Origin of the sequence: Bartonella sp. M0192 (genome assembly GCF_016102305.1) — a bacterium.
Classification (GTDB): Bacteria; Pseudomonadota; Alphaproteobacteria; order Rhizobiales; family Rhizobiaceae; genus Bartonella; species Bartonella apihabitans.
Window position 1 is genome coordinate 1,347,427 of the sequence record NZ_JACFOU010000001.1, and the last position, 12,539, is coordinate 1,359,965.

Genomic DNA, 12,539 nt, shown 5'->3' on the forward strand with positions numbered 1-12,539 from the left:
ATGGCCAATAGATTGTTGAACATAGATGGCTTAAGCCTTAACTTTCCCGGTTATTTAGGCAATGTCCATGCCGTTAATGGCGTTTCAATGCATATTGATGAAGGTGAAATTGTCGGGGTGGTGGGGGAAAGCGGCTCGGCCAAGTCTGTTACAGCGATGACCGCTTTGCAATTGCTGCCTAAAAACAGTTTTAAAGTTACCGCAGGTAGAATTGAATTATTGGGGCAGGATGTCTTGAGCTTGAGTGAGCCACAAATGACACGGTTGCGCTCGGACAATGTGGCAATGATTTTTCAAGAGCCGCAAACGGCACTCAACCCCACCAAGAAAATCGGCAAACAGATTTTACAAGTGCTGAAAATTCACACGAACATGCGTGGGCGAGAGGTGTATAATTTTGCTTTGAGCATTTTGCGTGATATGCGCATTAATGATGCAGAAGAAATTATGCAGCGTTATCCATTCGAGCTTTCGGGTGGCATGCGTCAGCGAATTTTGATCGGCATGGCGTTCGCATGTTCACCACGTTTGTTAATTGCAGATGAGCCAACAACGGCCCTTGATGTGACTGTACAGCGGCAAGTGCTGCAACTTATGAATGCGAAAGCCCGCGATACAGGGACTTCAATTATGTTCATCTCGCATGATTTGGCGGTGGTTAGCCAATTTTGCGACAGGGTATATGTTATGTATGCCGGCACCGTGGTTGAAAGTGGTCCGACAGCTCGAGTGCTATCACATCCGTCGCATCCCTATACACAAGCCTTGATAGAAGCCTTGCCGGAAAATGCCACCCCGGGACAAAAGCTAAAATCCATTGCTGGTAGCGTACCAAACCTCATCAATTTGCCCGAGGGCTGTAGCTTCAGAGAACGTTGCACGGCGGCTTTTGAGCGCTGCTCGATGAAACCTCCCATGTTTAATAGCGAAACCAGCCAAGGACAGGTCGCGTGCTGGTTGTCCGAAGGACAAAAACAATGAATGAAACGGTTTTAGAACTGCAAAAGGTCAGCAAAAACTATCCTTATGGCGTCAATTGGCGTGGCAAACCCACTGGACAGGTTCATGCGCTTAATCAGGTTGATCTGACCATCAAACGCGGTGAGACATTGGGTATTGTTGGTGAGTCAGGATGCGGCAAGACAACGCTGGCGCAGTTATTACTTGGGATTGTCAAGCCAAGTTCCGGTCAACTGATAATGCCAAATCAACACAGCACCAATATGCAGATCGTTTTTCAAGACCCACAATCTTCACTCAATGCACGCATGCCCGTTTGGCGGGTTATAACCGAACCGCTATTTGCCAAACAAAATATGTCAAAGACACAGTTGCGTGACATTGCACACGATTTGATAGCAAAAGTTGGCTTGCGTGCCGAAGTGCTGGATCGCTATCCGCATGAGTTTTCAGGCGGGCAGCGGCAGCGTATCGCAATCGCCCGCGCTTTATCTTCAAATCCGGATATCATCATTTTGGATGAACCGACATCCGCACTTGATATTTCGGTTCAAGCGCAAATTTTAAATTTGCTGCAAGACATACAGCAAGAACATGGCCTCAGTTACCTATTCATATCGCACAATATATCTGTCATTGAACATATGTGTGACCGTATCGCTGTGATGTATCTTGGTCAGGTTGTTGAAATTGGCGATGCAGATGATGTTTTAAAACATCCTGCCCATCCTTATACCGAACTGCTATTGGACAGCGTTCCCAGCCTATTGAAAAAATCAAATTTGACCGATCCAATAGAAAATACCGAATTGCCATCCAATCGCAATTTGCCGAAGGGCTGCTTCTTTCGAGATCGCTGTATACTCCAACAAAGAGGTTGTGAAAAACCGCAAACACTTGATCCAACCCATGACAGTTTTGCCCATCAAGTGCGATGCCATGTAAGGGCACAGGCATGCCAATAGAAATAGTTTTGGGAGTAGAAATTCGCCAAACAGTCGCGAAGGAGCATAAGATGACTTTAGTTAAAATAGACCATGCGGATTTAAAGATCGATATTGTTTACGCAACAGCGAACAATTTTATCGGTGAAGTTGCATATGTCAACGCGACGCCGATGTTACACCCCGATGCGGCTGATGCTCTATATAAAGCCGCCGAGTTGGCTAAGGCCATTGGGCTTCGCCTCCATATCTGGGATACTTATCGGCCTCAAGCCGTACAACAAAGATTTTGGAATTTTCGTCCGGATGAGCGCTTTGTTTCTAATCCGCTCAAAGGGTCAGATCATACACGCGGTATTGCTGTTGATTTGACCTTGGAAACCTTGAATGGTGAAATGTTGGATATGGGGACTGGCTTTGATGCCTCCATTGTCCAGTCCTATCATGGCGCGACAGATATTTCACCAGAAGCACAGCGCAATCGTTATTTGCTTCTAGGAATCATGACCACTGCCGGGTTTTCATTATTAAAAACCGAATGGTGGCACTATGCATTACCAAATTCTATCAATTATCCTCTTATTGAAGATTATGATTTTTCATAATCACGAAGCCTGTCTCGGGGTAATAAGTGCAAAAACAACGAGATAGAGCAGCTCAGCTATCCAACAAAGACCATAGCTTCTCGGGTGTTGGAAAATTGGTGCTAATTTGAAAACGAGGTATTGTAATAGTGGAATATATCTGTATATAGAACTCGCGCTATCGGTCAGATATGATGACGATAGCATTTCTCATGTTTTGTTTGTTGTAAAATCAGCAAAACGGGGATAGGCATAGATCATGGAGTTTAACTTATGTGCTATGCTGGCGAATTTGGACGGATCATTCCGTCTTTTGGTATGGCGCCGGCCTTAGCGGGCCGGTTAAATTCAGTTGTAATTCCCTTGATAGCCAAGGGGTGTTAACAAGACAAGAGATCGACGGCGATGGCAAAGAGCAAATATGAACGTACGAAGCCGCATGTAAATATCGGCACGATTGGTCACGTTGACCATGGTAAGACAACGCTGACGGCAGCGATTACAAAATATTTTGGTGAGTTCAAGGCGTATGACCAGATTGATGCTGCGCCGGAAGAACGTGCTCGTGGTATCACGATTTCTACAGCGCACGTTGAATACGAGACAGAGAAGCGTCACTACGCCCACGTTGATTGCCCGGGACACGCTGACTATGTCAAGAACATGATCACCGGTGCTGCTCAGATGGACGGTGCAATTCTTGTTGTTTCGGCTGCTGATGGCCCGATGCCTCAGACACGTGAACACATTCTTCTTGCCCGTCAGGTTGGCGTTCCTGCAATTGTTGTTTTCTTGAACAAGGTTGATCAGGTAGATGATGAAGAGCTTCTTGAGCTTGTCGAGCTTGAAGTTCGTGAACTTCTTTCCAAATATGATTTCCCTGGCGACGAGATTCCGATTGTTAAGGGTTCTGCATTGGCTGCTCTTGAAGGCACCAACAAGGAAATCGGTGAAGATGCTGTTCGTCTTTTGATGCACGAAGTTGATGAATATATTCCAACTCCGAAGCGTCCGATTGATCAGCCTTTCTTGATGCCGATTGAAGACGTGTTCTCGATTTCCGGTCGTGGTACAGTTGTTACCGGCCGTGTTGAACGCGGTGTTGTCAAGGTTGGTGATGAAGTTGAAATCGTTGGTATTCGTCCGACAACAAAGACGACGGTAACCGGCGTTGAAATGTTCCGCAAGCTTCTTGATGAAGGTGAAGCAGGCGACAACATTGGTGCACTTCTTCGTGGTATTGAACGTGAAGGTGTCGAACGTGGTCAGGTATTGGCGAAGCCCGGTACAGTTACACCGCACACCAAGTTCAAGGCAGAAGCTTATATTTTGACAAAGGATGAAGGTGGTCGTCACACACCATTTTTCACCAATTATCGTCCGCAGTTCTATTTCCGTACGACAGACGTTACCGGTATTGTAACACTGCCGGAAGGTACAGAAATGGTTATGCCGGGTGATAATGTTACGATGGATGTCACACTGATTGTTCCGGTTGCTATGGAAGAGAAGCTCCGCTTCGCTATCCGTGAAGGTGGCCACACTGTTGGTGCCGGTATCGTTTCTAAAATCATTGAATAGTTTTAGATAAAAGGCAGACGTAGTGTATGACAATGCGTCTGCCTTGATCTGAAGGGGTATAGCTCAGTTGGTAGAGCGGCGGTCTCCAAAACCGCAGGTCGTGGGTTCGAACCCTACTGCCCCTGCCATTTTTTTAAAACAGGATGCAAAATTTTACAGTTCGCTCGAATAAGGTGGGGCGATTTTATCCGGTTTTTTGAAAAGGGATAGATATAGTTTATCAGGAACAGAAGACGGTTTTGGATAGTCTGTTCGTGATAGGAACTTGGCTTCAAGAAATAAAATTACAAATCATATGAAGCGGCTGCTTCAAAAATTTGGCTTGTATTTTTATGAATAACGCTTTATTTAGTGTTAACGATGAAATCGCGTGAGGCTTTTGTAGGAGCTTTTCGCGGTTTTGGCATGTTTGAAGTTGACTTTGTGATTCGCGATAGTTTTAAAGAAAAAATGTAGGAAAAGTGATGGCTGCCAAGACAAATCCCATTACATTTATCAAGCAGGTCCGTGCCGAGACTGCAAAAGTCACCTGGCCGACTCGTCGCGAAACGACAATTTCAACGGTTATGGTTGTTTTGATGGCGGCGTTTGCAGCTGCATTCTTTTTTATCGCAGACCAGATTATGAATTTTGGCGTTTGGGAGAGTATCGCCCTTCTGAAACGTCTTTTCAGCTAATAGTTCAAGGAAAAGTAACCGTGGCTGCACGTTGGTATATTGTTCAGGCCTATTCAAATTTTGAGAAAAAAGTTGCAGAGGCTATTGAAAAGGAAGCAAAGCTGAAAGGCTTAGATCATCTCTTTGAGAAGATTCTTGTTCCGACCGAAAAAGTAGTTGAAGTTCGGCGTGGGCGCAAAGTTGATTCCGAGCGGAAATTTTTCCCTGGTTATGTACTGGTTCGCGCTGATTTGACGGATGATGTTTATCACCTCATAAAAAATACGCCGAAGGTAACCGGTTTTTTGGGGTCGGATTCGAAACCGGTTCCGATTACCGATCGTGAGGCTGACCAAATACTTAATCAGGTTCAACAAGGAATCGAGCGTCCGAAGTCTTCTGTTTCGTTTGAAGTGGGCGAACAAGTTCGCGTGGCCGATGGCCCATTTGCTTCCTTTAACGGAATCGTTCAGGAAGTCGAGGATGAAAGATCCCGCCTGAAAGTTGAAGTTTCTATTTTTGGACGTGCTACTCCTGTTGACCTTGATTTCGGTCAGGTGGAAAAGCTTTGAGGTATTTTTTCAAGAAGTGCTTTTTAAAGTGCTTTTTGAGAATTGAGTTGTGGAAGGTGAATGCGGCTCTAGCCGGTTGCAAAAACCAGACCACAAAACTGCAAGGCCGGTTTTACCGGTCATCAAACCGCCGGTTTTCGGCATAGTTAAAAAGGCAGATTATTATGGCTAAAAAAATTGCAGGCCAGCTTAAGCTGCAGGTTCCGGCAGGAGCGGCAAACCCGTCTCCGCCAATTGGACCTGCTCTTGGTCAGCGCGGCATCAACATTATGGAATTTTGTAAAGCGTTTAACGCCGCATCGCAGGAAATGGAAAAGAATTCTCCGATTCCGGTTGTTATTACCTATTATCAGGACAAATCCTTTACATTCTCGATGAAAACGCCGCCGGTTTCTTATTTCTTGAAAAAAGAAGCCAATTTGAAATCGGGCTCAAAAGAGCCTGGCAAGACAGTTGCCGGAACGATTTCTCGCGACAAAGTTCGTAAAATTGCGCAAGCCAAGATGAAAGATCTTAACGCCAATGACGTTGAAGCTGCGATGCGCATGATTGAAGGTTCAGCCCGTTCAATGGGTCTACAGGTGGTGGGCTAAGATCATGGCGAAGATAGCAAAAAGACTTAAGAAAATCCGTGAAGGTGTAGACTTTAACAAGTATTATCCTTTGGACGAAGCGGTCAAGATGGTCAAAGATCGTGCGATTGCCAAGTTTGACGAAACAATCGAAATCACGATGAATTTGGGCGTCGATCCCCGTTATGCAGACCAGATGGTTCGTGGCGTTGTCAATCTCCCGAATGGAACAGGACGTCATGTACGCGTTGCTGTTTTTGCTCGTGGAGATAAAGCTGAAGAAGCAAAAGCTGCCGGTGCCGATATTGTTGGTGCAGAAGATTTGTTTGAAACTGTAAATGGCGGTACAATCGAGTTTGATCGTTGTATTGCTACGCCGGACATGATGCCACTGGTTGGTCGTCTGGGTAAAATCCTCGGACCGCGTAGCTTGATGCCAAACCCTAAAGTTGGTACTGTTACTCCGGATGTCGCAGCTGCAGTAAAGGCATCAAAAGGTGGTGCCGTCGAATTCCGCGTTGAAAAAGCCGGTATTGTTCATGCAGGTGTTGGCAAAGCTTCCTTTAGTGCCGAGCAGATTGCCCAGAATGTGAAAGCATTCGCTGATGCTGTTTTGAAAGCAAAGCCGTCAGGCGCAAAAGGCGACTATTTGAAGCGCGTCGGTCTGTCGTCAACAATGGGTGTTGGTGTCAAGATCGATTTGGCTTCGGTCCGTCCGGAGCAATAAGAATTCAACCGGCCGTTGGCTGGTGTATCAATCCGGGCTTTTTAAAGAAGCCCGGGTCATACCGGGGAAACCCGGAATGTCCTGTCCGAGATTGTGGGTGACACGGTGAGTGTCTTAATAGAGTTAAACCTGCATGAGACTGGGGTAATGACCTGGATGTTTTTGAGACTAAAAGGTTTGAACCAGCGTTGCCTTTGAGCGCTGTAAAAAGCGTGAAGAAGGGGACAGGATCCTCACTGATAACGGAAATGGTTTCTGTTATCTCAAGGCAACCCGACGGGTTTTTGATAAAACCTGTTAAATGGAGAGAGACAGTGGATAGAGCGGAAAAACGCGAATTTGTCACATGGCTCAATGGGGCTTTAAAAGAGTCCGGTTCGGTCGTTGTGGCTCACTATTCCGGTCTGACAGTTTCACAAATGAACGAACTGCGTTCGAAAATGAGTGAAGCTGGCGGTTCCGTAAAAGTCGCAAAAAACCGCCTTGCCAAGATCGCTCTTAAAGGCACGGATTCGGAATCAATTTCAAATCTGTTCACCGGACAGACACTGATTGCCTATTCTTCGGATCCGGTGACAGCACCGAAAATTGCTGTCGAATTTTCTAAAGCTAATGACAAACTTGTCATTCTTGGCGGTGCAATGGGTACCACCAACTTGAACGCGGATGCCGTGAAGTCTTTGGCTTCATTGCCGTCGCTCGACGAGTTGCGTGCAAAACTGGTCGGAATGATTTCCACACCGGCTACCCGCATTGCTCAGGTTGTCAAGGCACCTGCTGGTCAGGTCGCACGTGTTATTGGCGCATATGCCCGCAAGAGCGAAGCGGCTTAAGGCTGTTTCGCAAACCGGTTATTAAAAAAGATAGGAAAATCTTTTTAGCCGGTTCGCTGTTAAACAATTGGTTAAACCTTTTAATTGAAGGAATATAAAAATGGCTGATCTCGCAAAGATCGTTGAAGACCTTTCCAACCTCACCGTTTTGGAAGCTGCAGAGCTTTCCAAGATGCTTGAAGAAAAATGGGGCGTTTCTGCTGCTGCTCCGGTAGCAGTTGCTGCCGCTGCCGGCGCTGCTGCTCCGGCTGCTGAAGAAAAGACCGAATTTGACGTTATTCTCGTTGCTGGCGGTGCCCAGAAGATCAACGTCATCAAGGAAGTTCGTGGCATTACAGGTCTTGGACTTAAAGAAGCCAAGGATTTGGTTGAAGGTGCTCCGAAGCCTGTTAAAGAAGGCGTTTCGAAGGACGAAGCAGAGAAACTTAAAGAACAGCTTGAAAAGGCTGGCGCTAAGGTTGAACTTAAATAAGTTCGTAAAGCCGGTGGGTGCTTACCCACCGGTTCCACTCGAAAGAGCTGGAAGACGGACTTTGGATTGAACCCTTTTCCTGACAGTTCGGTGGCTGTCAGGAAACGGGTTTAAACCGTTCAGGGACATGACATTAGAATCAACGATTGGATGGTTGGTCGTCGGTCTTTGAGAAAACAAGGCGCTCCGGTAGCATGGGGGTTGCCAATGTCATCCGTTTTACCGGATGGCGTATAAAATAAGTAGGATGTAGGTCATTTTTTGGTCTACTTTAACTGGTCTGCTTCATGCAGATTGATGATGTATTGCCTCTAGGGAGTATAACTTCCCGAAGGGCACAAATCGAGGAGCGACGATGGCTCAGACCCTTTCATTTAACGGTCGCAGGCGCGTGCGCAAGGTATTCGGAAAGATTCCCGAAGTGGCCAAGATGCCAAACCTTATCGAGGTTCAAAAGGCTTCTTATGACCAGTTCCTGATGGTTGATGAACCAAAGGGCGGAAGAAAAGACGAAGGCTTGCAAGCTGTATTTAAGTCGGTGTTTCCGATAACGGATTTTTCGGGTGCATCCATGCTCGAATTCGTCCGTTACGAATTTGATCCACCGAAATTCGATGTTGAAGAATGTCGGCAACGCGATCTTACCTATGCGGCACCTCTCAAGGTGACGCTGCGTTTGATCGTGTTCGATATTGATGAAGATACCGGTTCCAAGGATATTAAAGATATCAAGGAACAGGATGTCTATATGGGCGATATGCCCCTTATGACAGAAAATGGTACCTTTATTGTTAATGGTACGGAACGTGTTATCGTTTCACAGATGCACCGTTCACCGGGTGTATTTTTTGATCACGATAAGGGAAAATCCCATTCTTCCGGCAAATTGTTATTTGCTGCACGTATTATCCCGTATCGCGGTTCCTGGCTTGATATTGAATTTGATGCCAAGGATATCGTTTATGCCCGTATTGATCGGCGCCGTAAAATACCTGTAACAAGTATCTTGATGGCACTCGGTATGGATGGACAGGAAATCCTGTCGACGTTCTATAATACCGTCACTTTCAAACGAGCCAAAGATGGTTGGCGTATTCCTTATTCGGCTGAACGATATAAAGGAATGAAGTTGCTGGCTGATCTTGTTGATGCCGATACGGGTGAAGTTGTTGCACAGGCTGGCAAGAAACTGACAGCACGTGCGGCAAAGCAACTCGTTGAAAAAGGCCTTAAAGAGATCAAGGCTACGGAAGATGATCTTTTCGGTTCGTATCTGGCTGAAGATATTGTCAATTACGAAACCGGCGAGATTTATCTTGAAGCCGGCGACGAGATTGATGAGAAAACACTCCAGATTTTGCTTGACCAGAATGTTGACGAAATCAATGTGCTGGATATCGACCACGTCAATATCGGTGCTTATATTCGCAACACTCTCGCAGCCGATAAAAATCAAAGTCGGCAGGATGCTCTGTTCGATATTTATCGGGTTATGCGCCCTGGCGAACCGCCCACACTTGAAACAGCCGAAGCAATGTTCAATTCGCTGTTTTTTGATCCGGAGCGCTATGATCTTTCGGCCGTTGGTCGCGTAAAGATGAATATGCGTCTTGATCTTGATTGTCCGGATACTATCCGCATTTTGCGGAAAGAGGATATTCTGGCAGTCGTCAAGACACTCGTCGAATTGCGTGATGGTCGTGGTGAAATCGACGATATTGATAACCTCGGTAACCGTCGCGTCCGCGCTGTCGGTGAACTGATGGAAAACCAGTATCGCATTGGTTTGTTGAGGATGGAACGCGCCATCAAGGAGCGTATGTCTTCAATCGAGATCGACACGGTTATGCCGCAAGATCTTATCAATGCAAAACCGGCTGCTGCTGCTGTGCGTGAATTCTTCGGTTCGTCGCAGTTGTCGCAGTTTATGGACCAGACCAACCCGCTTTCGGAAATTACCCATAAGCGGCGTCTGTCGGCATTGGGACCGGGTGGTCTTACCCGTGAACGTGCCGGTTTCGAGGTTCGCGACGTGCATCCGACCCATTATGGTCGTATCTGCCCGATCGAGACTCCGGAAGGTCCGAATATCGGTCTTATCAACTCGCTTGCAACATTTGCCCGTGTCAACAAATATGGATTTATTGAAAGTCCGTATCGCAAGATCATTGATGGCAAGGTTACACGCGAAGTCGTTTATCTATCGGCGATGGAAGAGTCGAAGCACTATGTGGCGCAGGCAAATTCCAATTTGTCAGATGACGGCAAATTTGTTGATGAATTCGTCGTTTGTCGTCATGCTAACGAAGTGTTGATGGCGCCTCGCGAGAATATCGACCTCATGGACGTTTCACCGAAGCAGTTGGTTTCTGTTGCTGCAGCGCTTATTCCGTTCCTCGAAAACGATGACGCGAACCGCGCTTTGATGGGTTCCAACATGCAACGTCAGGCTGTGCCACTGGTTCGCGCCGAAGCACCGTTTGTCGGAACCGGTATGGAACCGATCGTTGCTCGTGACTCCGGTGCTGCTATTGCGGCCAAACGTGGTGGTATTGTCGATCAGGTTGACGCAACGCGTATTGTTATTCGTGCGACGCAGGATCTCGACCCGACCAAATCGGGTGTTGATATTTATCGTTTGCATAAATTCCAACGCTCCAATCAGTCGACCTGTATCAACCAGCGTCCTTTGGTTCGTGTTGGCGACCATATCGAGAAGGGCGATATCATTGCTGATGGTCCTTCGACCGATCTCGGTGATTTGGCTCTCGGACGTAACGTTCTCGTCGCGTTCATGCCGTGGAACGGCTATAACTATGAAGATGCTGTTCTATTGTCCGAACGGATGGTTGCAGAAGACGTATTTACTTCAATCCACATTGAGGAATATGAAGTTTCTGCCCGTGATACGAAACTTGGACCGGAAGAGATTACACGTGATATTCCGAATGTTTCGGAAGAAGCACTGAAAAACCTCGATGAAGCAGGTATTGTTTATATCGGTGCCGAAGTTCAACCGGGTGATATTCTCGTTGGTAAGATCACACCGAAGGGTGAAAGTCCGATGACACCGGAAGAGAAGCTCTTGCGAGCTATCTTCGGTGAAAAGGCTTCCGATGTTCGTGATACGTCAATGCGTATGCCTCCGGGGGCATTTGGTACAGTCGTTGAAGTTCGCGTTTTCAATCGCCACGGCGTTGAAAAAGATGAACGTGCTATGGCTATCGAACGCGAAGAAATCGAGCGTTTGGCCAAAGACCGTGATGACGAACAGTCCATTCTGGACCGCAGCGTTTATGCACGCCTTATTGATATGCTGAATGGAAAAACAGCTATCGAAGGGCCTAAGGGCTTCAAGAAAGGCACGAGCCTTAATGAAGCTGTCATGAACGAATTTCCGCGTTCACAATGGTGGCAGTTTGCGGTTGAGGACGAAAAGCTCCAAGGCGAGATTGAAGCATTGCGCAAGCAATACGACGAATCCAAGGATGCTCTCCAGCGTCGCTTCATGGACAAGGTTGAAAAAGTCCAGCGTGGTGACGAAATGCCTCCGGGCGTCATGAAGATGGTCAAGGTTTTTGTTGCTGTTAAGCGCAAAATCCAGCCGGGTGACAAGATGGCGGGTCGTCATGGTAACAAGGGTGTCGTTTCGCGCATTCTGCCGATTGAAGACATGCCATTCCTTGCAGATGGTACACACGCTGATATCGTGTTGAACCCTCTGGGCGTTCCGAGCCGAATGAATGTCGGGCAAATTCTTGAAACCCACCTTGGTTGGGCTTGTGCCGGTATTGGCAAGCAGATAGGCGATTTATTGGAAGCTTATCGTAAGGGCGGAGATATCAAGCCGTTGCGTCAACGTATTGAGGATATTATTCCCGATAATGACCGTAACGAGCCAATCCGTGAATACGATGATCCGAGCATTGTTCGTCTTGCTGACCAGATGAGCCATGGTGTGTCGATTTCGACACCGGTCTTCGATGGTGCACATGATGCCGATATCAACAATATGTTGAAGGAAGCAGGGCTTGCAACTTCAGGACAGGTTCAGCTGTTTGACGGCCGTACCGGTGAACCTTTCGATCGTCAGGTGACAGTGGGCTATATTTATATGCTTAAACTGCACCATCTGGTCGACGATAAGATTCACGCCCGTTCGATTGGACCTTACTCGCTTGTTACCCAGCAGCCGTTGGGTGGTAAAGCACAGTTCGGCGGTCAACGTTTCGGCGAGATGGAGGTCTGGGCACTTGAAGCTTATGGTGCCGCTTACACCTTGCAGGAAATGCTGACAGTGAAGTCGGACGATGTGGCCGGACGTACCAAAGTTTACGAAGCTATTGTTCGTGGCGATGATACGTTTGAAGCGGGTATACCGGAAAGCTTCAATGTTCTGGTTAAGGAAATGCGGTCTCTCGGGCTCAATGTCGAGCTTGATGACACGCGTGAATTATTGGCTCAGCAGCAAAACTTGCCGGATGCAGCCGAGTAATCTGAAAGGTGCGCCCAAGAGGGCGCGCCTCCATTGGCTTTTGTTAAGTCGAACAAATAGATTTCTATTGAGATAGGTTTTTGTTTAACAGTTTACAAAAACAACTATCGCAACGGGTTTTTAGTAAAACCCCTGAAGGAGAA

At 47.0% G+C, this 12,539-nt stretch carries 11 protein-coding genes and 1 tRNA gene; all 12 read left to right on the top strand.

Annotated elements, in window-relative coordinates; translation table 11 throughout:
• The 12 genes from H3S82_RS05935 (at position 1) to rpoB (ending at position 12,396) form a co-directional block, all read left to right on the top strand.
• The gene (locus tag H3S82_RS05935; protein ID WP_198232948.1) at positions 1-981 is read left to right on the top strand and encodes an ABC transporter ATP-binding protein; all 981 of its coding nucleotides are present in this window, start codon (positions 1-3) and stop codon (positions 979-981) included.
• Positions 978-1,925, top strand: coding sequence for an ABC transporter ATP-binding protein (locus H3S82_RS05940; protein WP_198232949.1), 948 nt, complete (start codon positions 978-980; stop codon positions 1,923-1,925). Before H3S82_RS05935 ends, H3S82_RS05940 begins: the two co-directional genes overlap by 4 nt.
• Positions 1,916-2,509, top strand: a complete 594-nt coding sequence (gene ddpX, locus H3S82_RS05945) for a D-alanyl-D-alanine dipeptidase (protein ID WP_198237121.1) — start codon at positions 1,916-1,918, stop codon at positions 2,507-2,509. The genes H3S82_RS05940 and ddpX overlap by 10 nt, the downstream gene beginning before the upstream one ends.
• A gap of 384 nt (positions 2,510-2,893) precedes the next feature.
• Positions 2,894-4,069, top strand: a complete 1,176-nt coding sequence (gene tuf / locus H3S82_RS05950) for an elongation factor Tu (RefSeq protein ID WP_078040400.1) — start codon at positions 2,894-2,896, stop codon at positions 4,067-4,069.
• 52 nt (positions 4,070-4,121) lie between these two features.
• A tRNA-Trp gene (locus tag H3S82_RS05955) sits at positions 4,122-4,197 on the top strand.
• 336 nt (positions 4,198-4,533) lie between these two features.
• A complete protein-coding gene (secE, locus tag H3S82_RS05960; RefSeq protein WP_077971156.1) occupies positions 4,534-4,746 on the top strand; it encodes a preprotein translocase subunit SecE in 213 nt (70 codons plus the stop codon).
• A gap of 20 nt (positions 4,747-4,766) precedes the next feature.
• Positions 4,767-5,297 carry a transcription termination/antitermination protein NusG gene (nusG, locus tag H3S82_RS05965; protein ID WP_077971157.1) on the top strand — a complete coding sequence of 177 codons (531 nt, stop codon included), beginning with the start codon at positions 4,767-4,769 and terminating at the stop codon, positions 5,295-5,297.
• A 164-nt stretch (positions 5,298-5,461) separates the two neighbouring features.
• A complete protein-coding gene (gene rplK / locus H3S82_RS05970; protein ID WP_077971159.1) occupies positions 5,462-5,890 on the top strand; it encodes a 50S ribosomal protein L11 in 429 nt (142 codons plus the stop codon).
• Between the two features lie 4 nt (positions 5,891-5,894).
• Entirely contained in the window at positions 5,895-6,596 is a 702-nt protein-coding gene (rplA, locus tag H3S82_RS05975) for a 50S ribosomal protein L1 (protein WP_077971161.1), read from the top strand.
• 314 nt (positions 6,597-6,910) lie between these two features.
• Entirely contained in the window at positions 6,911-7,429 is a 519-nt protein-coding gene (rplJ, locus tag H3S82_RS05980) for a 50S ribosomal protein L10 (RefSeq protein WP_077971163.1), read from the top strand.
• A gap of 100 nt (positions 7,430-7,529) precedes the next feature.
• Entirely contained in the window at positions 7,530-7,901 is a 372-nt protein-coding gene (rplL, locus tag H3S82_RS05985) for a 50S ribosomal protein L7/L12 (protein ID WP_077971165.1), read from the top strand.
• Positions 7,902-8,256: 355 nt separating this feature from the next.
• Positions 8,257-12,396 (top strand): DNA-directed RNA polymerase subunit beta, encoded by a 4,140-nt coding sequence (gene rpoB / locus H3S82_RS05990; protein WP_078039397.1) that lies wholly within the window; start codon positions 8,257-8,259, stop codon positions 12,394-12,396.
• The last annotated feature ends 143 nt before the right edge of the window (positions 12,397-12,539 follow it).